At 41.3% G+C, this 24,484-nt stretch carries 19 protein-coding genes; 12 read left to right on the top strand and 7 right to left on the bottom strand.

What is annotated here, in order from left to right; all coding sequences use genetic code 11:
* Positions 1–2: 2 nt before the first annotated feature.
* The 12 genes from CWC30_RS13845 (at position 3) to mdoH (ending at position 14,742) form a co-directional block, all read left to right on the top strand.
* Positions 3–662 carry a ubiquinone biosynthesis accessory factor UbiJ gene (locus CWC30_RS13845; protein ID WP_138627381.1) on the top strand — a complete coding sequence of 220 codons (660 nt, stop codon included), beginning with the start codon at positions 3–5 and terminating at the stop codon, positions 660–662.
* A gap of 17 nt (positions 663–679) precedes the next feature.
* On the top strand, positions 680–2,281 hold the full coding sequence (gene ubiB / locus CWC30_RS13840) for a ubiquinone biosynthesis regulatory protein kinase UbiB (protein WP_138627380.1): 1,602 nt from the start codon (positions 680–682) through the stop codon (positions 2,279–2,281).
* A gap of 79 nt (positions 2,282–2,360) precedes the next feature.
* Complete coding sequence (gene tatA, locus CWC30_RS13835) at positions 2,361–2,621, top strand: Sec-independent protein translocase subunit TatA (RefSeq protein WP_069438910.1); 261 nt, start codon at positions 2,361–2,363, stop codon at positions 2,619–2,621.
* 5 nt (positions 2,622–2,626) lie between these two features.
* Positions 2,627–2,959, top strand: coding sequence for a Sec-independent protein translocase protein TatB (tatB, locus tag CWC30_RS13830; RefSeq protein ID WP_069438909.1), 333 nt, complete (start codon positions 2,627–2,629; stop codon positions 2,957–2,959).
* 49 nt (positions 2,960–3,008) lie between these two features.
* Positions 3,009–3,749 carry a twin-arginine translocase subunit TatC gene (gene tatC / locus CWC30_RS13825; protein ID WP_138627379.1) on the top strand — a complete coding sequence of 247 codons (741 nt, stop codon included), beginning with the start codon at positions 3,009–3,011 and terminating at the stop codon, positions 3,747–3,749.
* Position 3,750: 1 nt separating this feature from the next.
* Positions 3,751–4,260, top strand: coding sequence for a hypothetical protein (locus tag CWC30_RS13820; RefSeq protein ID WP_033103535.1), 510 nt, complete (start codon positions 3,751–3,753; stop codon positions 4,258–4,260).
* Positions 4,260–5,045, top strand: coding sequence for a TatD family hydrolase (locus tag CWC30_RS13815; protein ID WP_069438906.1), 786 nt, complete (start codon positions 4,260–4,262; stop codon positions 5,043–5,045). The genes CWC30_RS13820 and CWC30_RS13815 overlap by 1 nt, the downstream gene beginning before the upstream one ends.
* The gene (locus CWC30_RS13810; RefSeq protein WP_138627378.1) at positions 5,045–6,904 is read left to right on the top strand and encodes a sensor domain-containing diguanylate cyclase; all 1,860 of its coding nucleotides are present in this window, start codon (positions 5,045–5,047) and stop codon (positions 6,902–6,904) included. The genes CWC30_RS13815 and CWC30_RS13810 overlap by 1 nt, the downstream gene beginning before the upstream one ends.
* 13 nt (positions 6,905–6,917) lie before the next feature.
* Complete coding sequence (gene hemB, locus CWC30_RS13805) at positions 6,918–7,925, top strand: porphobilinogen synthase (RefSeq protein ID WP_069438904.1); 1,008 nt, start codon at positions 6,918–6,920, stop codon at positions 7,923–7,925.
* Positions 7,926–8,199: 274 nt separating this feature from the next.
* On the top strand, positions 8,200–10,863 hold the full coding sequence (locus CWC30_RS13800; RefSeq protein ID WP_138627377.1) for an ExeM/NucH family extracellular endonuclease: 2,664 nt from the start codon (positions 8,200–8,202) through the stop codon (positions 10,861–10,863).
* Positions 10,864–11,186: 323 nt separating this feature from the next.
* Positions 11,187–12,806 (top strand): glucan biosynthesis protein G, encoded by a 1,620-nt coding sequence (locus CWC30_RS13795; RefSeq protein ID WP_138627376.1) that lies wholly within the window; start codon positions 11,187–11,189, stop codon positions 12,804–12,806.
* Positions 12,778–14,742 carry a glucans biosynthesis glucosyltransferase MdoH gene (gene mdoH / locus CWC30_RS13790; RefSeq protein WP_138627375.1) on the top strand — a complete coding sequence of 655 codons (1,965 nt, stop codon included), beginning with the start codon at positions 12,778–12,780 and terminating at the stop codon, positions 14,740–14,742. Before CWC30_RS13795 ends, mdoH begins: the two co-directional genes overlap by 29 nt.
* 182 nt (positions 14,743–14,924) lie before the next feature.
* Here mdoH and fusA read toward each other — a convergent pair whose 3' ends face one another.
* The 7 genes from fusA to CWC30_RS13755 form a co-directional block, all read right to left on the bottom strand.
* Complete coding sequence (fusA, locus tag CWC30_RS13785; RefSeq protein ID WP_036983338.1) at positions 14,925–17,009, bottom strand: elongation factor G; 2,085 nt, start codon at positions 17,007–17,009, stop codon at positions 14,925–14,927.
* A 198-nt stretch (positions 17,010–17,207) separates the two neighbouring features.
* On the bottom strand, positions 17,208–17,930 hold the full coding sequence (locus CWC30_RS13780; protein WP_064666766.1) for a response regulator: 723 nt from the start codon (positions 17,928–17,930) through the stop codon (positions 17,208–17,210).
* A gap of 89 nt (positions 17,931–18,019) precedes the next feature.
* Complete coding sequence (locus tag CWC30_RS13775; RefSeq protein ID WP_138627374.1) at positions 18,020–19,642, bottom strand: ATP-binding protein; 1,623 nt, start codon at positions 19,640–19,642, stop codon at positions 18,020–18,022.
* A gap of 24 nt (positions 19,643–19,666) precedes the next feature.
* Positions 19,667–21,208: a tripartite tricarboxylate transporter permease gene (locus tag CWC30_RS13770; RefSeq protein WP_138627373.1), complete on the bottom strand. Its 1,542-nt coding sequence runs from the start codon at positions 21,206–21,208 to the stop codon at positions 19,667–19,669.
* Between the two features lie 3 nt (positions 21,209–21,211).
* Entirely contained in the window at positions 21,212–21,679 is a 468-nt protein-coding gene (locus tag CWC30_RS13765) for a tripartite tricarboxylate transporter TctB family protein (protein WP_064666763.1), read from the bottom strand.
* Between the two features lie 11 nt (positions 21,680–21,690).
* Entirely contained in the window at positions 21,691–22,674 is a 984-nt protein-coding gene (locus CWC30_RS13760) for a Bug family tripartite tricarboxylate transporter substrate binding protein (RefSeq protein ID WP_064666762.1), read from the bottom strand.
* A gap of 12 nt (positions 22,675–22,686) precedes the next feature.
* Positions 22,687–23,940, bottom strand: coding sequence for an OprO/OprP family phosphate-selective porin (locus tag CWC30_RS13755; protein ID WP_138627372.1), 1,254 nt, complete (start codon positions 23,938–23,940; stop codon positions 22,687–22,689).
* Positions 23,941–24,484: the final 544 nt, after the last annotated feature.

Raw genomic sequence — 24,484 nt, 5'->3', positions numbered from 1 at the left:
TTATGGCGCTTGAAGAAAACAATAAAGAACAATCGGCTGAAAGCAGTTTTTTTATGCTACCGAGCTTTGTGCTTTCGCTTATTGAACAAGTATTAAATCAAGCGCTTAAACTCGACCCGAGCTTAGTCGATAAGCTAAAAGCGGTAGAACATCAGCGTTTATTAGTTGAAGTTAGAGATTGGCAGCAAAAAATAGCCATTACTTATGCCAATCAGCAGCTACATCTTTACACTGCATTAGCACATGCTGACGCTGACTGTATGATCAGTGCCAATATAAACACCTTGTTAGCTCTTAAAAATCCAGCCATGCTTACCCAGCTTATACGTCAAGACAAACTTGATTTGCAAGGGGATTTAAACATAGCTCAAAATTATAGTTCCGCCTTTTCAAGTTTAGACATTGATTGGCCAGAGCAACTAGCAAAGTATGTTGGGGATGCACCTGCACAACAACTTTATTTGCACTTTCAGTCGTTTAAGCAGCAAGGTAAAAAAGCAAAATCACAGCTCGATAGCACCTTGATCAGCCTGTTCCAAGATGAATTGGCAATCACCATTCATCCATTAGAGCTTGCGCAATTTAAACAACAAAATAGAGCACTAAAAGGCCAAGTTGCCGCCATTGAGCAACGTATTAACGCCTTAATTAAAGCTCTTTAACGCGCTAAGGATTTTTTGTGTCAACTGCCCGACTGTATTACATAACTAAAACTCTGCTTAGCTACGGACTCGATGAGCTTATTCCAAAACACAAAGCACCTTGGTTTGCTAAACTTGCACGAGGAAGTTTGTTTTGGTTGCGCAACCAACACAAAGATAAACCACCTGGCTTAAGACTTCGATTAGCACTGCAACAACTTGGCCCGGTGTGGATAAAATTTGGCCAAATGCTTTCAACCCGTCGTGACTTGTTACCCCACGATATCGCGCTAGAATTAGCCTTTTTACAAGATCAGGTAGAACCGTTCGAAGGTGAACTAGCCCAGAGGATTATCGAAAAAGCATTAGAAATAGATGATATTAGCCAGCTATTTAGCGAATTTTCACAAACCCCCTTGGCATCGGCCTCAATTGCTCAAGTGCATACTGCCACCCTTGTTGATCCTCAAGGAGAGTCGCAAGATGTTGTTATTAAAGTTATTCGCCCTAATATTGAGCAACAAATCAACGCCGACTTAGCACTAATGGAAAAATTAGCTAAGGTTGTCGGTAAATTAATTAACGAAGCCAAGCGATTACGCCCTGTGGAAGTGGTTAAAGAGTATAAAAAAACATTGCTCGATGAGCTCGACTTAATGCGTGAGGGTGCTAACGGCATTCAATTAAAGCGTAACTTCGAAGGTTCAGAATCTCTTTATATCCCCACTGTATATAGTGATTACAGCCGCAATAATGTATTAGTTATGGAGCGAATTTACGGTATTCCTGTTTCGGATACTGAGGCGCTCATGGCACAAAATACCAATATGAAGTTATTAGCAGAGCGCGGAGTGGAAGTTTTTTTTACTCAAGTATTCCGCGATAGTTTTTTTCATGCAGATATGCACCCTGGCAATATTTTTGTGTCGCGCGAAAACCCGCACAATCCTAAATATATTGGTATAGATTGTGGTATTGTGGGAACACTTAACAAAGAAGATAAACGCTATTTAGCTGAAAACTTTATTGCCTTTTTTAATCGTGACTACCGCCAAGTAGCTCAGCTACATGTTGATTCAGGGTGGGTGCCGCCCGATACCAGCATTGAAGAGTTTGAATTTGCCATTCGTACCGTTTGCGAGCCCATTTTTAATAAACCACTGGCTGAAATATCATTTGGCCATGTACTGGTTAATTTATTTAATACTGCACGTCGTTTTAATATGCAGGTTCAACCACAACTCGTATTATTACAAAAAACCTTGTTGTATGTTGAAGGCTTAGGTCGCCAGCTTTATCCACAACTAGATTTGTGGAAAACCGCAAAACCGTTTTTAGAAGACTGGGTAAAACAACAGGTTGGCCCGCTTTCTGTACTAAAGCAAATGTATGCAAACTTGCCGTTTTGGGCAGAAAAAATGCCTGAGTTGCCTGATTTAATTTATCAAAATTTAAAACGAGCACCGCACGCACAACCTCCAACATCAACGGTTTCACATAAGCCCTTGGTTTTAGGACTTTTTAGTAGTGCAGCGATGATTGTTTCAGCATTATTTTATTTACAACACAACTTAATGGCTGCTGGCGTTGTCTTAGGCTGTGCTGTAGTTGGCTTTATAGCGGCTTGGCGTCGCGCATAAACTAAGTGCAATTTACCGCTGTGGGCGTATAATCAGCATTTAATCTTAATATTAACGGCTTTAAAAGCAGGAGAAAACCATGGGGTTTGGTGGTATTAGTATTTGGCAGCTATTAATTGTACTTGCAATCATTGTACTTTTATTTGGCACCAAAAAGCTACGCGGTATCGGTGGTGATTTAGGCGGCGCAGTTAAAGGTTTTAAAAAAGCGATGTCGGATGAGCAAAGCGCTGAAAAACAAGCCAGCGAAAATAAAACAGAACACATTGAAAAATCAGCAGAATCAACACCTATCGATTCAAGTGCAACTAGCAAAACTAAAGACGACGACAAGGTTTAACCAGCATGGGAATGTGGGAGCTTGTTGTTGTATTTATTGTCGGTTTGGTGGTGCTTGGTCCTGAGCGTTTACCTGTCGCTATTAGAACTGTGAGCCGTTGGGTTAAAACAGCAAAAGCAATGGCCAATTCCGTAAAAGCGGAGGTGAGTGAGGAGCTTCGTGTGCATGAGCTACACGAAAATCTAAAAAAAGCAGAGCAACAAGGTCTTAAAGATTTAAGTCCTGACCTACAAAATTCTGTTTCTGAGCTACAACAAGCGGCACAATCAGTCACCCGTAGCTATAAAAAAAATCAAACGCCAGCATCAAATAGCCAACAAACAGATGACTCAAAGTGAACATAGCACTCTCTTTTTTTCATGCACTTAATAAACGGTATAAAACACAATGACTGAGGAAGTAAAATCAGGGTTTGTCGCTCATTTAATTGAATTGCGTGACCGGCTAATTAAATCGTTATTGAGTATTTTAGTGATTTTTATTGGCTTAATTTACTTTGCAAACGACATTTATACCTTTGTAGCCGCTCCGTTAGTTGCTCATTTACCTAGTACAGCCACTATGATTGCAACGGATGTTACTGCACCGTTTTTTGCCCCTTTTAAGCTGACGTTGTTTGTTGCTTTATTTGCTGCCATTCCTTGGATTTTGCATCAAATTTGGGGGTTTATAGCCCCGGGTTTATATCAACATGAAAAAAAAATGCTGATGCCCATATTGGCTTCCAGTATTATCTTATTTTATAGTGGCATTGCTTTTTGTTATTTTGTGGTGCTACCTATAATTTTAGGGTTTTTCACTAGTGTAGGGCCGCAAATGATGACACTTGCGCCCGATATAAGTAGTTATTTAGGCTTTGTGCTCAAGCTGTTTTTTGCTTTTGGGATCGCATTTGAAATCCCAGTTGCAATTATGTTGCTCTGCTGGAGCGGTGCAACAACCACACAAAGTCTAAAAGACAAGCGTCCCTATATAGTGGTTGGCGTATTTGTAGTGGCAATGTTTTTAACGCCTCCTGATGTGCTTTCACAAACCCTATTGGCACTACCTATGCTGCTTTTATTTGAGCTTGGTTTAATTTTAGCTAAATTTTATACCGCAAAACCACAACAAGAATCTAAGGAATAATATGAACAAGTATTTACTTTCTTTACTCGCTTTAGTCAGCGTACCGGTTTTAGCCGCTACTCCTATTAATGAGCAAGCTTTGCAAGCCTGTAGTTTTATTGAAAACGACTTTAATCGTTTACTCTGCTACGACAACACCATTGCCGGAAAGTCATTAACACAACCAGCGCAAAGCCAGCTAAGCAAATCGGCACAAACAAATGTAAAAGCTGAGGCTCCCGCTGCAACAGCGCCTGTGGCCACTAAAGCAAAAGAGTTTGGTTTAGAGCATAAAGAAATTGCTGAAAATGGTGAAGAGTCTATTACATCAATGATTTCTTCTGTTAAAAAAGCACCTTATGGTGAGCTAATCATTACCTTAGAAAATAACCAGCAATGGCGTCAAATTGGCTCAGATAGCTTAAGATTAGACGAAGGTGATACTGTTATTATTAGCCGTGGCGTATTTAACTCTTTTTTACTTAAAAAAGCAGATCAAAACCGTTCAATTCGTGTAAAACGTACTCAGTAATGCAATACACGTTAATTGATGCTGGCGTAAATTTAACTAATCATCAATTTGATGGTCAGCATCAAGAGGTGCTCGCCAGAGCAAAGGATGCGGGCGTAAACAGGATGCTGATTATTGGCTGTGATATAACCTCCAGTGAAGAATCATTAGCACTTGCTGCGCACTATAATCAATATGCTACCGCTGGTATTCACCCTCATGACGCTAAAACAGCAACCCCTGAGCTTGAGCAACAACTTACTCAGCTCGCTCAAAATGAGCATGTTATTGCCATAGGTGAATGCGGACTAGATTACAATCGCGACTTTTCCCCTAGAGATATACAACGTGCTGTTTTGCGTCGTCAGCTCGCATTAGCTGAAAAACTCAACTTGCCTGTTTATTTGCATGAACGTGATGCCAGTGAGGATATGCTCACTATTTTAAAAGAATTTACTGTTCGCGGTGTACTGCACTGCTTTACAGGCAATGCGCAAGCACTCTCAGGTTACTTAAGTTTAGGACTTTATATTGGTATTACCGGCTGGGTATGTGACGAACGACGTGGCGAGGAGTTACAGCAACTTATACCGAGTATTCCTATTGAACGTTTATTAATAGAAACCGATTCGCCATTTTTAATTCCTCGTATTGTTAAACCAAAGCCAAAATCAAGACGAAACGAGCCAGCATTGCTGCATTATGTGTGTGACACGCTTGCTCAGCTTTACGACATTCCAGCATCTGAAGTGGCAAAACATACTCGTGAAAACTTTAATCGCTTATTTGGATTAGAGAAAAAATAATGCGCATCTACAGCACCTTGCTGGCATTCATTTTGGTGTTTTTTACATCCTGTTTCCCTGCAACTGCAATTGATATAAATAGCGAATTTAGCTCAAAAAAAATAGAGTCGATTCATTATTCGTTTACCCCCAACTCACTAGAAGATGCACAACAAAGCAACTTACAACAATGGCAGTCACTTAATAATAAACCGCTTAATTTAGGTCTTGAAACTCGCCCTGTGTGGATTCAATTTCAACTAAATAATTATCTTAATAAGCCAACAGAGCCAATTTTATCGTTAGATAACCCACTTCTAAACAATGTATACCTGTACCACTTTATGGGTGAGAAGCGACTAAAATCGGAACATTTTGGTGATGCTCTTCCTTTATCTGATAGAGCGATTAAAAGTGAGTCTTTGTTGGTTAAATTAACACTTCCCGCTAACAGCGAAACCACCGTTTATCTTAACGTTAATAATAATGCGGGAATCGGGCTTCGCGTCCCCCTCACCTTATGGCAACAAGATGCATTATTAGCCCATAAAAGTATGCTTAACTTGCACTATGGATTACTGATTGGATTTATTTTTTCTTTGGCTATCAGTAGCTTGGTTTTATTTGCTTTTTCACGTAAACATTATTTTGCCTATGCCGGTGTGATTACACTGATGCTTAGCCTATTTTTAGCATATTTAGGCGGATTTGGGTTTCGTTATGCCCCCCCAAGCATAGCAGCCTTACAGCAATTAATGCTGCCTATTTTGCTAATGCTGATCACGGTGTTGTTTCTTCCTTTACAGCGCCATGTTTGCATACCCATTAAATCCAACTTAGTTAAAGGGCAAACAATAATTACCACCTTATATGCATTGGTTATTGTACTTATAGGGTTGCTGCCTACTCCAAGCGTGGCTTTGTTTGCTATTTTAAGCATTCCTGTCATTTTAAGTTATCATGTTGTCACAACATTATTTTACTTACGAAAAAACCCCACGAGCCCCAATAAATCTCTATTAATGGCACTCGGGTTCTTTTTAATTGTAGTCATTCATTTTTCCGTTGCGTTAACAGGCCTGTATACCGTCACTAGATCCAGCTTAATACTCACCTTCGCGGCCTCTTTAAGCTGCTCATTTTGTTTAAGCTACACCGTCATAAAATTATTTATATTACAACGCGATGAGCAAGTCACAACACAACAGGCATTGATTGCAAAAAGTGCAGCGCAAGACGCGTTGTTAAATGAACGAATTGAATTACAAGATCGCACTCGTCATGAACTTGAAAACCAAGTTGATGAGCGCACCTTTGAGTTACAAGTCACGCTTAGGGAACTTGAAGATAAGAACCGTGAGCTTGAACAACTCAATATGGAAGATGCTCTAACAGGGGTAAAAAACAGGCGCTTCTTTGATAAAAAAATAATCATGGAAATTCGCCGTTCACGCCGTGAGCAAACACCCTTGAGCATCATTATGCTTGATATAGATAAGTTTAAAGAAATCAACGATACCTATGGCCACTTAACCGGCGATCAGGTAATTCGAGCAGTCTGTGATGTTATTAAACAACAATTAAAACGTCCCCTTGATGAAGTGGCGCGTTATGGTGGTGAAGAATTTGTCGTCCTGCTACCCAATACTAATAATCAAGGTGCGTTAACTATTGCCGAGCAAATACGGTGCGCAGTAGAAAAAAACACTGTCAGTGTTGCAGGTACTACGATTAAATACACCATTAGTGCCGGTGTTTATACTCATATTGCCGATGATGTTCATAACCCTGAAACATTTACTGAGCGTGCCGATAAGGCACTCTATCTAGCAAAACAACATGGCCGCAATCAAGTGGTTAATTTTCCAATCTCACAGTAGGAGCGTATAACTTATGGCCCAATCTGGACTAGACCTTTTCCCATATACTCGCATGCGTAGAATGCGCCGTAATGATTTCTCTCGTCGCCTTATGGCTGAAAATCAGCTGAGTGTTAATGATCTTATTTACCCTGTTTTTGTGCTTGAAGGTAAAAACCGTCGTGAAAGTATTGAATCGATGCCCGGCATTGAACGTTTGTCAATTGATTTACTGCTAGAAGAAGCTAAAGAATTAGTTGATTTAGGCGTCCCTGCGCTTGCTATTTTCCCTGTTACCCCTGCAGATAAAAAGTCTCTACTCGCTGAAGAAGCGTATAACGATGATGGCTTAGCACAAAGAACTGTTCGCGCATTAAAAGAAACCTTTCCTGAGCTTGGCGTGATCACCGATGTTGCACTTGACCCATTTACTGTGCATGGTCAAGACGGCATTCTTGATGATGCAGGTTATGTAATTAATGACGTCACTACCGAAATTTTAATTAAGCAGGCGCTATCACACGCACATGCAGGTGCTGATGTTGTTGCCCCATCAGACATGATGGATGGGCGTATTGGTGCAATTCGTGAAGCCCTTGAAGCCGATGGCTTTATTCACACTCGCATTATGGCCTATTCAGCAAAGTATGCATCAAGCTACTATGGCCCATTTAGAGATGCTGTCGGTTCAGCAGGAAACCTAAAAGGCGCTGATAAAAAAACTTACCAAATGGATCCTGCCAACTCTGATGAAGCTATTCGTGAAGTGGCTCTTGATTTGCAAGAAGGCGCCGATATGGTAATGGTTAAGCCAGGTATGCCTTATTTAGACATTGTACGCCGCGTTAAAGATGAATTTGGTGTACCAACATTTGCTTATCAGGTAAGTGGTGAGTACGCGATGCACAAAGCCGCTATTGATAACGGCTGGCTGAGTGAGGAAGCCACTATTATGGAGTCTCTATTAGCATTTAAACGTGCAGGTGCTGATGGCATTCTTACTTACTTTGCAAAGCAGGCTGCCCGCTATTTAAATAAGTAATAAAAGCATATTGATATAAAAGGGCTTTATTGCCCTTTTTTTATGTTTAAGAACAACACATAGTTGGCATTTATGCAGCGTTACCCCCTATTTTTATAGATAGTAATCACACTACACAGGCTCTGCCTTACCTAAAACCAAACACACAACTGTACGTTCTACCTCAAAAAATAACAAAACTTAATATTGTTAACATTCTGTATTCTATTTGTAATCATTTTTCATTACACTAAGCGTCCCATTTGGGGAAACAAAAACACGGGAAAAAATAATAATGTTGAAAACAAAAATAACGCCATTGGCGCTTGTGTTAGCAAGCCTCAGTGCACCCGCTACCGCAAACCTCGTTATATCAGAATACGTAGAGGGCAGTAGCTATAATAAAGCAGTAGAACTATTTAATAATTCGACAACCCCATTGTCATTGGATGGCTATACCCTAAGCCTCTATTCAAATGGCAATACAGAGGCAAACAATACGCTCGATTTAACCGGTGAACTTGCTGCTAATAGCACGTATGTCATTGTTAATGGTAATGCTTCAGTTGAATTAAAAGAAAAAGCAGATCAACTCAGCGCCGTCACTAACTTTAATGGTGATGACGCACTGGTACTTACGCAAGGCTCAACCGTTATTGATAGCTTTGGTCAACGCGGCGTAGATCCAGGTTCATTTTGGTCTGAAGGTGGCGTACAAACGCAAAATAAAACACTGCGCCGTAAAGAAACTCAATTAAACGGACGCACTGATGCCGATGGCGCTTTTAATCCAAGTGAGCTATGGCTGCAATTTGATCAAGATGATTTTAGTGATCTAGGTATCTTTGCAGGGAATTCTTCACCTAATCCAGATCCTGAGCCAGAACCTGAAGATCCTTTACTATGTGGCGCTGATAAAACATTAATTAGCAGTATTCAAGGTGAAGGCGCAAGCAGTCCACTGGTTAACACTGTGGTTGAATTTGAAGGCGTTGTGACAGCTGATTTCCAAGCAGATGATCAGCTCAAAGGCTTTTTTGTAAATTCACTTAATAGTGATGAAGATGCAAACCCCCTTACTTCTGAAGGTGTATTTGTTTACTTTACCAATACTGATGTTAATGTTGGCGACCATGTTCGCGTACAAGGTACTGTTGAAGAGTACTTTGATGCCACCCAAATTGGTAATGTTAGCCAAGTTGCTATTTGTGATACCGGCCTTTCAGCTTATCCGACCAAAATCACTTTACCCGTTATCGATCAAAGTGAGTTAGAAGCATTTGAAGGTATGTTGGTGACCCTAGAGCAGCCATTAGTTGTCACGAATAACTATGGCTTAGGTCGTTACGGTGAATTAGAGCTTGCCACCGAACGTTTATATCAAGGGACACAAGTTGCACTTCCTGGTGCGGCAGCAAATGCGATTGAAGCGCAAAATCTAACTAAAAAAATACTCGTAGATGATGGCTCAACTCGTCAAAATCGCGACCCTATTGCTTACCCTGTACCAGGATTATCAGCAGAGAATACGCTGCGTACTGGCGATACAGTAAATACCGTAACTGGCGCCCTAGCGTACAGCTTTAGCACTTACCGTATTCACCCAACGGTCACACCTCAGTTTATAGCTACGAATCCACGCACCGATGCGCCAGAGTTAAACCCTGACGCTGATTTACGTGTTGCCAGCTTTAACGTGCTTAACTACTTTAATGGCGATGGCCAAGGTGGCGGTTTCCCAACTAGCCGAGGTGCTGACTCAGAAATAGAATTAATTCGTCAACAGGCCAAGCTAGTTAGTGCTATCAGTGCTATGCAAGCTGATGTGATTGGCTTAATGGAAATTGAAAATGACGGCTTTGGTGAATTTAGTGCTGTTGCAAGCTTAGTAAATGCACTTAATGATGCCGACAGTCAAAATCACTATGCATTTGTGGACTTTGGCGTTGATAAAATCGGCACCGACGCCATTACTACCGCGCTTATTTATCGTGCTGATAAAGTACAGCAAGTAGGAACAGCAGCGATTACAACTGACGCGCCTTTTGACTACAGTAATCGCGCACCTATTGCGCAAAGCTTTAAGTCTATAGAGACAGAAGAAGTCTTTACTGTTGCCGTTGCTCACTTAAAATCTAAAGGTGGTTGTGGTAGTGCAACTGGTGGAAACGCTGATCAAAATGACGGCCAAGCATGTTGGAACGAAATTCGAACTGCTGGCGCCAATGCATTTGCTGATTGGTTAAATAGCAAACCAACAGGGGTTGATGATGAAGATATCATTCTTGTTGGCGACATGAACGCCTATGCAATGGAAGATCCTATCCGTGCATTTGCTGATAAAGGCTTTAAAAATGTGGTTGCTGAGCTAGATGGCAACACTTTAGGTTACTCTTATAGCTTTTCTGGCCGAGCGGGTAGTTTAGATCACGCCCTAGTCAGCCCAAGCTTATTAAATAAAGTAGTCAGTGCAACCGATTGGCACATTAATGCCGATGAGCCTATCTCGCTTGATTATAACGTTGAATTTAAATCTGACGCACAACAATCAACCTTATATGCTCAAGGTCCTTACAGAGCGTCAGATCATGACCCTGTTATTGTCGATATTCGCTCGACCATTATCGCGCCACCTGAGCCAGAACCTGAAGTAATTATTGGCGAAATTAATAATATTGGCGGGTGGTTTTGGTGGAAAAGCTACAGCTTTGAAATCCCACAAGGTTATGACGAGCTAACAGTTAGCCTTGACGGTGGCTGGGGTGATGCAAACTTATTTGTACGCCATAAAAGAAACCCGACTCTTTTCAGAAAAGATTGCGCCTCAATAAGCTTCGGTAATAGCGAAAGTTGTTCATTTACCAACCCTAAAGAAGGTAAGTGGCGAGTGCGTGTAAACGGCGCCATTCCTTTTGGTAATGTTAAATTAACGTACAAAGCAACAAAGTATGCTGATTAAGCTTAATTAGTCGGTTAACAATTAGGTATTGTGACCTAAAATATCTATATAGTTACTCAAAAGCCGCTTTAGCGGCTTTTTTATTTTTTATACAAATGTAATTCAGACAAGCTTCAGCAAACATTGCTTACTATCTATGCAAACCTTGATATGGCCTTTATCAAATTTCACACCTTTCATTTATTGTTTAATAAATACAAAATGTGAAGCTGCGTTACTACACCTGCGCTAAAAAGATAATTGCCCAGTCCTGCTAACCCATATAAAAACCATTGAGATAGACGTTACTCTCGCTGTAAATATATTTTTATAAAGGATTCAAAATGAAAGAACGCATTCACCTTATATCAACTTGTCAAAGGGCTTTTAAACCTTTGGTAGGGATGTTGATAGTTTTTTCACTGTGGGGAACGAACAACGCCATTGCAGCAACCTCATTAGAAGCGGCAATACCACAAGGCAGCTTATTTGATGTGATAAGTGCGCGTGCTAAAAAGCTTGCTGAGCAAGATTATATTGCACCTAAAAACATACAAATAGAAGCGCTCAATAGTATTGATTATCAAGACTACCGCTCAATCCGCTTCAAACACGATCAATCGGTATGGAAAGATGAAGGGCTTTATGAGCTGCAACTATTTCACCCAGGTTTTTTATATAAAACCCCAGTAAAAATCAATATCGTTGATCACGATGCCAAACTTAGCCGTCTCCCATTTAGCACAGACTTTTATCAATATGATGGAACAGCAGCACACCTAAAAGATGAAATAGCGAAAAGTGTTGAAGGTACACAGTTAGGGCATGCTGGTTTTAGATTGCACTACCCACTAAATAACGATGACTATAAAGATGAAATTATGGTGTTTCAGGGCGCTTCTTATTTTCGCCTAGTTGGACCTAATCAAGTTTATGGCTTATCAGCACGCGGATTGGCAATTGATACCGCACAAACATCTGGTGAAGAGTTTCCTTCATTCAAAGAGTTTTGGTTAGTAAAACCAACACCAGAGCAAACTAATATTACTATTTTTGCTTTACTCGATAGCCCATCGGTAGCGGGAGCCTACAAGTTTGAAATAGACCCAAACACACAGACACGTGTTAACGTCGACATGCAAATTTTTGCGCGTAAAGATGTTAAAAAGCTAGGTATAGCGCCATTAACGAGCATGTTTTATCACGGTGAAAATAGCACTAAGTTTTTTGATGATTACCGCCCTGAAGTACATGATTCAGATGGTTTGCTCACGCAGTCACAAGAGAGTAATTGGGTATGGCGTCCGCTTAATAATCCATCCCAACTCAGTGTAACCTCTTTTTCATATGAGAATCCAAAAGGCTTTGGCCTTGTGCAGCGTGACCGTGACTTCAATAACTACTTTGATATCGAAGCGCATTACCACAACCGCCCTAGCCTTTGGATAGAACCACAAGGTGAATGGGGCAATGGCCGTGTTGAGCTAGTAGAAATTCCAACAGATACTGAAACAAACGATAATATTGTAAGTTATTGGGTTCCTGAAAAGCCGTTCAAAGCAGGAGAGGCATTAAAGTTTAGCTATAAAATGACGACGTTTAATGATTATCTAAGCCAAAATAATTTGGCCAAAGTAGCTAGAACGCGTATTGGTAGTGCCGCATTACCTGGTGAAGATAATCCACCGCCAAAAAGCCATCGTCAATTTACTGTTGACTTTACCGGCCCTGATATCAATCAGTTATCAGCAAAATTAGCACTTAGCGCAGATCTTCAGCTTACTACCGGTGAAGCCCGCGATATTACAGTGCAAAAATTACCAAAATCATTAGGTTGGCGTGTTGCTTTTAAAGTCGCTCCCCAAGGTAGTGATCCTGTAGATATGCGTTTATCGCTAAAGCTACGTAATAAAGAAGTGAGCGAGGTATGGAGCTATGTTTGGTATCCAAATGACATCAAGTAAACAAAGCGCAGGCACGCCGATGCCTTTTAAAACACTTCGTGTGTGGTTATTTGCTATCGCTGCTATTGGTCTTTCAGGCTATGGCATTTCAATTATGTTTGAAATTTTAAATTCAAATGGCATGACCTTACTTGAGTATGCACTTCTTGCTTTATTTTCTATTACTTTTGCGTGGATAGTCACCGCATTTTGTAGTGGTTGTATTGGTTTTATACTGCAGCTATTTCGGATAGATCCACTCACACTTAAAAAAATAAAGCCGGTCTCTATTAACAGTGAAGCACTATCACAGCAAAAAACGGCTGTGGTTATGCCTATATATAACGAAGATACGCACAGAGTGATTGCAGGCTTTGAAGTCAGCTTACAATCATTAAAAGCGACAGGGCAATTAAAACACTTTGATTTTTATTTACTAAGCGATACACAAGACGCAACTATTGCTAGTAATGAATTAAGTGCATGGCATGCGTTATGTGAGCGCTTAGGTGATACTGCAAAGCAGGTATTTTATCGTCGCCGTGAAGATAACAAACATCGTAAAGTGGGTAACTTAACCGACTTTTGCGAGCGCTGGGGTAGCCAATACGAGCATATGATTGTATTGGATGCTGATAGTGTGATGACGGGTCAGTGCATGCTAGAGCTCACTACCAGTATGCTGAATAATCCACAAGCGGGATTGATTCAGACTATCCCTATTCCTGTGCGCCAAGATACCTTTTTTGGACGCTTTTTACAGTTCGCTTCAATTCTTTATAGTCCAATGTTAGCTACCGGATCTGCTTTTTGGCAAACCGATAAAGCCAATTACTGGGGCCATAATGCCATTATTCGCGTTAAAGCATTTATTGATTGCTGTGGCTTGCCAACACTAAAAGGTAAAGCGCCTTTTGGTGGTGAAATTTTAAGTCATGATTTTGTGGAAGCCTCTTTGTTACATAGCGCGAATTGGGACGTATTATTACTTGCCGATATTGAGGGCAGTTACGAGGAAGTTCCGAGCAACATATTAGATTATGCTGTACGCGACAGACGCTGGGTTCAAGGTAATATTCAACATCTTGGCTTATTATCATCAGCAAAATTAAAGCTAATGAGTAAGCTGCATTTTTTACTGGGTGCAACCGCGTATATATCATCACTCATTTGGTTATCTATGCTGGCGTTAAGCACCATAGACGCGGTAACACGCGCTTTAAATAGCGATGTCTATTTTAATCGCGCCTATCAACTATTTCCAACTTGGCAAATAGCCAAAACAGAGCTCATTGACTCATTACTTTACTTAACTATCATTATTTTATTATTGCCTAAACTCATGGGCGTGATTGTTACCTTAGTGCATAGAAAGCAGCGCTTTGGTGGTGCATTAAAACTTACTTTAGGGTCTATAATTGAAACCGTGTTTGCCATTATTGTGGCACCATTAATGATGGTTTTTCATGCGTATTTTGTAGTCTGTGTATTTTTAGGTAAAAAAGTAAAATGGGACGCTCAACCGCGTGAAGGCAGAATGGTGCCATGGAAAGAAGCGTTTAGTTATACATTGCTTTCTTCGCTGGTTGCCATTGTATGGGGTAGCGTTGCTTATTACTTTACGCCAGTCTTTTTTTGGTGGTTATCTCCTATTTTATTAGGGCTCATACTCGCTGCACCTATTGTGCGCTATTCAAGTAGTATCAAGCTAGGCGTTAAGCTCAGGCAGTGGGGAATTTTTCTCTGCCCGAGTGAAGTCGATAATGATGCAACATTAGCGGCACTTAAAGTACACCTTAAAGAGATAACCGTTCCACCTGCAGGGCGTTATTCAACAGCAATACCGCTGTTACCACAAGAACATAAAGTAACCATGCCTATTCAGAGCTTTAGTGGTGAATCACATCGTAAGAAGTTTAAAGCACTCATCACAAAAACAGCTAATAAGCTAAATTAATACCAATTCGCTTAATTAAGTCAGCTATTTTAAAGATTTGTATAGCCATAATAAATAAAAAAGGAGCAACTAACTGTTGCTCTTTTTTTATGACCGCACGTTTTAATTTTCGAGCTTAATAACCTTCAGACAATAAAAAACCCGCAACACGTGCGGGTTTTTTTAAAGAGTTAAAGTGCTAATTACTTAGCTGCTTTTTTCTCTTTTTCTGCAGCAATTACTGTGTCAGCTACGTTTTGTGGACATGGTGCGTAGTGTGAGAACTCCATAGAGAACTGACCACGGCCTGATGTCATTGTACGTAGTGAACCGATGTAACCGAACATTTCTGATAACGGTACGTCTGCTTTAATGCGAACGCCAGTTAAACCAGCTTCTTGGTTGCTTAACATACCACGACGACGGTTAAGGTCACCGATTACGTCACCTACGTGATCTTCTGGCGTGAACACGTCAACTTTCATGATTGGCTCAAGAAGTTGTGCACCCGCTTTAGGGATAGACTGACGGAAAGCGCCTTTAGCTGCGATTTCGAATGCGATTGCTGATGAATCCACGGCGTGGAAGCCACCGTCGAAAAGTTCAACTTCAACGTCAAGTACTGGGAAGCCAGCTAGAACACCTTCGTTCATCATTGACTTAAAGCCTTTCTCAACTGCAGGCCAGAATTCTTTAGGTACGTTACCACCAACAACTGAAGATGTGAACGTGAAACCAGAACCCACTTCGCCAGGCTTGATACGGTAATCGATTTTACCGAATTGACCAGAACCACCAGATTGTTTCTTATGCGTGTAGCTATCTTCGACTTCACGAGTGATAGTTTCACGGTAAGCAACCTGTGGTTGACCAACGATAAGGTCTACACCGTAAGTACGCTTAAGGATATCTACTTTGATATCTAAGTGAAGCTCACCCATTCCTTTAAGGATAGTTTCACCTGAATCTTCATCAGTTTCAACTTGGAAAGATGGATCTTCTGCAACCATTTTACCGATAGCAACACCCATTTTCTCATTACCGCCTTTATCTTTAGGCTGTACAGCAATCGAGATTACTGGAGTTGGGAATACCATTGGCTCAAGTGTTACTGGGTGCTTAGGATCACAAAGAGTGTGACCAGTTTGCACGTTCTTCATACCAACGATAGCGATGATATCGCCCGCTTGTGCTGAAGTAAGCTCTTTACGATCATCTGCTTGCATCTCAACCATACGGCCAACACGCTCAGTTTTACCCGTAAATGCATTAAGGATAGTGTCACCCTTGTTAAGCTTACCAGAGTAGATACGTACGAATGTTAATGCACCAAAACGGTCATCCATGATTTTGAATGCTAACGCTTTGAAAGATTCGTCTGCAGATACAATTGCATGCTCGCCGTTTTCGTTACCTTCTTCATCCATAAGAGGTTGAGGATCAACTTCTGTAGGGGCAGGTAGGTAATCTACTACTGCGTCAAGTACAAGTTGCATACCTTTGTTTTTGAATGCAGAACCACAGAATGTAGGGAAGAACGCAAGGTCACGAGTACCTTTACGGATACAACGCTTGATGTCTTCAATTGAAGGGATTTCACCTTCCATGTACGCTTCCATTAGGTCATCGTCTTGCTCTACAGCAGTTTCGATAAGCATTTCATGGTATTCATCAGTTTTCTCTACCATGTCAGCTGGAACGTCAACAATTGAGTAGTTCTCAGGAAGACCTGTCTCATCCCAAACATACGCTTGTTTGTTTAAAACGTCTACAACACCTATGAATTCGTCTTCAATACCAATTGGTAAAGTCATAACTAATGGAGTAGCACCAAGTACTTTTTGTACTTGCTCAGTTACACGGTAAAAATCAGCACCCATACGGTCTAATTTGTTTACGAAGATGATACGTGCAACGCCTGACTCATTCGCATAGCGCCAGTTAGTTTCTGATTGTGGCTCAACACCACCAGAACCACAGAATACACCGATACCACCGTCTAGTACTTTAAGTGAACGGTAAACTTCAACGGTGAAGTCAACGTGTCCAGGAGTATCGATAACGTTAAAACGGTGATCTTTCCAGAAACAGCTTACTGCCGCAGACTGGATAGTAATACCGCGCTCAGCTTCTTGCTCCATGAAATCGGTAGTCGATTCACCATCATGTGTCTCACCGCTTTTGTGGATAGTGCCTGTAAGCTTTAGGATACGCTCAGTAGTTGTGGTTTTACCCGCATCAACGTGCGCGAAAATACCAATGTTTCTGTACTTCGATAAATCTGCCATTATTTTACTCTTAATAAAGTCGAAAAATTATTCGGCGGGAGTATAGCATTACTTAATGCGAACATCACCATAGAAGTCGCTTAAAATGCAATCAATTCTAGAAAATATTTTTGACGTTTCCATCTTAGCTTCAAGAAGATGTCAAAAAGTGCTCTACTTATTATTCACTTAGTCTTTAAATTCAAAGTGATAACAAACTTAGCTCATTTTATAACAACGTTCTGGCCGACCTATGCTGCCATAGCTTTGGTCGGCACTTACTTGCTCTGCCTCTAGTAAATACTCTAGATAACGTCGCGCCGTCGAGCGACTTACCCCAACTAAATCGCCCATTTGCTGGGCAGTAAAAGGCGTTTTTTTATGCTCTTTAAAGGCATCAATGATTTTTTTTAAAGTCAGCTGATCAACCCCTTTCGGCAGTCTAACCGGTGCTTTTGTTTGTTCACTTGAGCCAAATAAGGTATCCACCATAGATTGTGTTACTTCATTGGCATCCGATAAGCACTGCTGGCGAGACTCAAAACGAGCTAACGCTTGATCAAGCCGATTAAGCATTAACGGTTTTACCAAAAAGTCGCAAGCACCCAATTGCATTGCTTTTTCGAGAGTTTCGACTTCTTTGGCAGCAGTCAGTAGCATCACTTCACTTTTAATCGAGCGGCGACGTAAATCAGTCAATAAATCCAGACCGTTACCATCAGGTAGGTGGATATCAAGCAAGATCAAATCGGGCTCTATCGCCTGTAACAACCCGGTAGCAGTGCTGAGATTTGCAGCAATACCAACTACTTGGTACTGACCTTGTCGCAAGCTTTGCCGCGCAGTTTGGTTTCCCGCAACGCCATTAGGTAAAAGCAGGTATTGAGCAAGAAGTTGTGCAACTTCGAGTTCATCTTCGATAATAACTACTGAATATGTCATTTTTTATTACTCATGTTAGCCTTGTAATAGCAGCGTATTTATACTTTTATTATTGCTTCATTACTGCTTATTACCCAAATTGCAGGGTGTTATTTTGGGATATAGACGCTTAATCGCGCCCCTTTTAAGTCTGATTCGCCTATTTCCAAACTGCCGCCACAGGAATCTAAGTTCGTTTTCACTAAATATAAACCAATACCGTGTTCGGCACCGCTTTTAGAGCTATATTGGGGCGTAAAAATCACTTCGTGATCACTCCCTAAACCAAAACCACTGTCTTCAACATCAAACAATAATGTCTGGCTAGTTTCATCCACCGTTACTCGTACATAAGGCGTGCGCTCTCTACTGGCTCTGATCGCTGCATCTATCGCGTTATCAATTAAGTTACCCAGTATTGATACCACTCGCTCTAACATGTCGGTGCGCTCTATGGCACCGAGCAAACTATCTGGGTTAAGTTCCAGCACCACATTTAACTCACGCGCTTTGTGATATTTCCCTACTAATAACCCTGCTAAAACAGGGTCTTGAATACGTTCTAACAAGTGATGTATTTGTGCTTGCGAGCCTTGGCTTTCTTGGCCAATTAACTCTATTGCTTGCTCATTTTTACCCATTTGAATAAGCGCACCAATTAAGTTGAGCTTATTTGAATAGTCATGCGTTTGCACTCTTAAAAGCTCTGCAAAGGCTTGCACTTTGGTTAACTGCTGACTTAGGTACTCAAGTTCATCAGCGGGACGAAGAGTAAGTAAAATACCATCAGCCTGCCCTTGTACTTGCAATGAAAAGCGCGAGAGTACCAAGCGTTTATCCGCAGCAAACAGCTCAAAGCCGACCATTTTACGGCGCTGGTTGCGCAGTAAAAACTCAGCATGCTCTGGTAGTAAATCTTTCAGCGTGAGTGACTGATTAATACAAGCGGCTGGTTTATCTAAAATTTCACAAGCACGCTGAGTTAGCTTGCGTACTCGGCCATCTGGGTCAAGGGCGATTACGCCACTGCGCATAGTATTTAAAATAGCGTCCTGCTCTGAAAACAACCTCGCAATTTCATCGGGCTGCAAGCCAAAAATAGCATTTCTTACTCGCTGACCAATAAAAATAGCGGCTACAATACTCAAAACAACTAACAGCAGACCCCAGATCATAATTTCTACAATACGCGCTCTGATCAAGGGCTCAATCGATTGCACTAAAAAGCCCACCGAGACTAAACCTATTATATTTTGTTGTTCATCATAAACCGGCACTTTACCGCGAATAGATTCGCCTAAACTACCCTGTGCCACTGAGATGTAACGCTCACCTCGCAGCGCTGCTTGGCTATCACCACCAACCATTTTTTTGCCCAATTTATTACGATCTGGGTGGGCAATTCGATGGGCATTTTTATCGCCAATAACAATAAAATCTGCGTCAGTAAGCTGGCGCAGATTTTCTATTTCTTGGTTAATTGCTACCAAGTCACTGGGATTTTTTAATGCTTTAACAACCTCATCGCTTGATGCAATACTGGTTGCCACAGCCAGTGCTTTATCACCTATGTGGTTATGCAAACTTTGCGCGGTAATTTGATACACCAAGCCGCCAAATAACACTGCTTGTAATACACATAGCCCCGTTACCCAAATTATTAACCGCGTTTCTAAACGCTTGGGCTTTTTAACTATGTGTTGCAACGGATTTTGCTTTTTGGTGTCAATCATTAGTTACCTCAGCTTTAAGCTCAATTACGCATGCTCTTGCTTCGCTTTAACTGCAGCTTTATCAGCACGGCGTTGGGTTATAAAGTCTTTTAATGGAAATAACAACACTAATAATGAGATAACAAAAATACTCAGTGTTAGTGGGCGTTCCCATAAGAAACTTAATGAACCATCAGAGATCATCATTGAGCGACGGAAATTACGTTCAATCATGTCACCTAAAATAAAGCCTAGTAGTAACGGTGCCATTGGGAAAGCCAACAATCGTAATACCAGCGCCACCACAGCAAAGCCAACCATCATAAATAAATCAAAAGTATTAAAGGAGACTAAATACACGCCAATTAAGCTGAAGAACAAAATCATAATGGTTAACACTGATTTTGGCATCGCTAATACTTTTGCAAAATACGGTATCAAAGGTAGATTTAAAATAAGTAATACGATGTTACCAAAATACATACTTACAATAACAGACCAAAATACACTGGGATTTTCTTGCATTAACATTGGACCTGGCTGAATGCCATAGGCAATTAACGCGCCTAACATAATGGCGGTAGTGCCAGAACCGGGGATACCTAAGGTTAATAATGGTACAAACGAGCCAGTACACGCCGCATTATTAGCTGACTCTGGCGCTGCTAAACCACGTAATGATCCTTTACCAAATTTATCTTTTAACGCTTTAGGCGCTAAATTGCGCTCAGTTGCATACGCCATGAAGCTGGCAATCGTTGCACCGGCACCAGGTAATACGCCAATGATAAAACCAAGAATCGATGAACGGCCTACTGTTGGTGCCATCTCTTTTATTTCTGCTTTGGTCAATTTTGTTGAGCCAATTTGCGGGGTATCTGAATCATTGATGCTTTTGATTTCTTTCTTCTCTGGACGTACTACATTGATTAGCGCCTCTGCTAATGCAAAGGTTGCCATTGCCACTAATAAGAAACTAATACCATCAAGTAAATCTGCTTGGCTAAAGGTAAAACGCTCTGTGCCTGATGATGGATCAATACCAACAGTGGCGAGCATTAAGCCGAACACTGTCATCATCATCGCTTTTAAAAATTGCCCTTTATTCGAAAAAGCAGCAATTGCGGTTAGGCCTAAAAACATCAGCACTACATAGTCAGGAGATTGAAAGCTCAATGACACTTTTGCCAATAAAGGCGCTGCAACCATCAACAAAATAGCGCCGACCGTTCCGCCTATAAAGGAGGAGTAAGCAGCAATCGCCAATGCTTTACCGGCATGACCTTGTTTTGCCAACGGATAGCCATCAAAGGAAGAAGCTACCGTGCCGGCAACCCCAGGGGCATTGATCAATATAGATGATGTTGAACCGCCAAAAATGGCCCCATAATAAACCCCGGCCATTAAGATCATGCCGGAATCAGCACCGATGCTATAAGTAATTGGGATCATTAACGCGATTGCAGTAATAGGGCCAAGGCCCGGTAGCATGCCGATAAAGGTACCGACAAAACAACCTACAATCACATAGAGCAAATTGTTCCAGTCGAGTACGGTCGACAAACCCAGCATAATTCCATCAAACATAACTTAACTCCACAGGTTGCCAGGAACCAAATAAATACCGAGTACTTGGGTCATTAAAAACCAAAACACCACAGCAACAGGAATAGATGCCAGCAATAAAATCTTTTTGCGACGCTCTCCCATAACAAAAAAGCCAACTAATAAAAACACACTGGTTGATATTAAAAAGCCAATTGGCTCAAGCGCTGCGCTATAAACCACCATCAATATCAGCAAGCCAAATGTTCTTAGTACATTTGATTTTTCAAGTACATCATCACTATCTGTTTTTTCGGTTGGTTTAAGTAACGTAGCCCCGATTGAAAGTAAGCAAACAATAATGCCAAATGCTGCATAGACCTTAGGTAAAGTAGCAGAGGTGACTGTTTCATACTCTTCAAATGGGAGTAATGGAATTTGCCATGCAACAATGGCGTATAGGGTAAATAGCGCCAAGAATAAACTTGGCCCTAGTAATTCGCGATTCAACATCAGAGCCTCGATTAACGTAACGTACGAATAAAGCCGAGTTCTTCCATAACAACTTTGAGCTGGGCTTCTTGCTGCTCAAGTGACTTTATAAATTGATCTTTTTCTTGAAATAAATTTAACCAACCATTACGTGCACGTACCACTTCCCACTCTGGAGTCGTTTGTAGTTTACGTAGTTTCTCGGTGTATTCTGCAAGTTTGTCGGCTGGTAAATTAGGTGCAGCAAAAAAGCCACGCCAGTTAACAAACTCCATGTCATAACCTAATGATTTTAGCGTTGGAATTTCTGGGTAATCTGGTAATGCATCCCCTGAGGTCACCGCTAAAATGCGTGCCTGACCACCGTTGGCAACTTCAAGCGCTTCGCTTAAACCGGTTGAAAGTAAGTTAACTTCACCAGATAACAAGCCCGCTTTTGCTTTACCGCCGGCATCATAAGGAATATAGCGCAGACGACGGCCATCAATACCCGCCGCTTTAACAGCTTGCGCTGCCACTAAGTGATCCATGCTGCCACGTGCTGAGCCACCAGCCACTTTTACAGAGCTAGGATCTTCTTTCATTGCAGCAATCACATCTTGCCAGCTTTTAAACGGTGAATCATTACGCACCACAAATGCACCATAATCGGCGATCATGCTGGCAACAGGGGTTAAATCACGGTAGCTGTAAGGGATTTTACCGGTTAATGCACGCAACACGATAGGTGTTGAGTTAACCATTAAAATGTCACCTTTCTTGGTACCCGACTCAATTAAATAAGCAATCGCACGACCGCCACCGCCGCCCGACATGTTTTGAAATGACGCATTGTCCTCAATACCTGATTTCACTAAGCCCTCGCCAACACCACGCGCGGTAGTATCCCAACCGCCACCGGGGCCACCCGGTACTAAAAAGTGAATATCAGCCATTGCGAACGGGCTACTTAGTACAAGCGATGCCGCCAGTACTGTAGTTTTAAAAGATTTAAATGATTTTTTAAGTAAATTCATAACGATTTAATCCTAAAATAAGTACTGAATACGCGCAGCTAAGCCAAGGCCATCATCTTCATCACCCACCAAGTCATTAGCACCAGGGCCATCAACTTCAGAGTAAATTACATTGGCCATAAACTTCACGTTTGCTGAGTAGTAGTAGTTTGCACCAGCGGTATAGGTAGTTACTTCAGTACCTTGAAAATCACTGGTTGCATCAGCAGCACTTAAACGCGCCACTAATTCCCACGCATTTTTAATACCTTTAGGTTGAGAGAATACGGCACTGCCTTTTGAGTAACTTCTTTGCGAACCATCTAGGAAATAACTTGCCGTTAATGAGTAGGCATCAAAACGTTCGCCATCGAGTACCGAAGCGCTGTCGAGAGTATCTAGTTCACGTGTTGCATATTCAGCTTCAACACTAAAACCTTTATTTTGGTATGCAGCTTCAAGACCCATTTGCTCAAAACTGTTTAAACGAACTAGCTCACCACCGGCTGCGTAATTAAGTAAGCGTGTATTAGTGCTACGCACTTCACCACGCGCAAGAGCGCCAGTTAATACTCGTCCGCCCATATCACGCTTTGAGTACCAGCTACCTAAGTGCAATACACCGTTATCAAGATCTTTTTGCCACGTTAAGCGACCAGTCAATGATAATGCCAGCGAACCATCGTCATTGTTGTTACCGTTAGCGCCAAACGCTTCATTTTTATAAACACCAACCGCATAACGCAAACCGGTATCTTTAAAGTATTGGTATACCGACGTACCCCATTGGAAATAAGGCGATACGTTATCAGCCAATGAACTACGTTCAATGGTGGTAATGTACTTAGAGCTGGTTAACGCATTTAATGAGATATCTTCGCGCAACTTACCGACTTGCACTTTTAAACCGTTACCAAAACCGCTATAACGTAGGCGCGCCATAACAATTTCACCACTGTTATCGGCAAAATCTAATAATAATTTATTATCCCAATCACCATGCTCACTTTCAACGTATAAACGCGCACGACGCACAAAAAAGTCACTGGCATCTTCGCCTGAGCGGTTAGGACCCGCGTTGTAAGCACCATCAAAGTAGTTATAGTCCACTTGTAAACGGCCGCCAAATTCAAGGTTAAAGGCTTTATTGCCTTTCATTGAGTCGACTTCTTTTTGTAGCTCATCCAGTTGCTGTTGTAATTTTTCAGTATCGGTGGCAGCTAATGCTGAGGTACTTGCTAGAGCTGCTGCAATGGCCAAAGCCAATTGTGTGTTACTTGCTTTCATTATTTTCTCCACACCTGTGTATGATTTTGTTGTCGTTAGATGAGCTACTGCAATCTGCTATCTATCATCGAGCATAGTGCTAACGCTTGATTAACGAAATGTTTAGAAGTTAAGTTTCATTGATGTTTGTTTCGCTCTTTTTACCCATAAAAATCACGAGCAAAATGAACAAAACAAGAGGTTGATATAAATAGCATTATTTTATTTCTGTGGTGTTTTCTCAGTCTCAGCTAATAAAAACTGATCAAATTGTTGGCGTTGCTCCTCTGTTAAAATTGGATTATTACAACTAAAAATATAAAGCGGGCTCCCATTGCGCTAAATCAAGAGGCATTAGAGTGATGGTTAATTTTCCCGTTTGTGTGGCAACTTCCCATTAATGGGAAGTTTCACTTAGAACAAAGAAAAAATATTGATTAGGGGCTGTTGATCTTTGTAGTACATATATCAATCAGCCCACATTGGTAGCCACATCATAGTAAATGCTAAAGCGAGCATTGAATGATAATTTCGTTCAAGCTTATCATACAGCGTGACTAAACCT

Source organism: Pseudoalteromonas sp. S4741 (genome assembly GCF_005886135.1).
GTDB classification, from domain to species: Bacteria; Pseudomonadota; Gammaproteobacteria; order Enterobacterales; family Alteromonadaceae; genus Pseudoalteromonas; species Pseudoalteromonas tetraodonis.
Note: the sequence above shows the minus strand (reverse complement) of the source record. Positions and strands in the feature narration are given on the sequence as shown.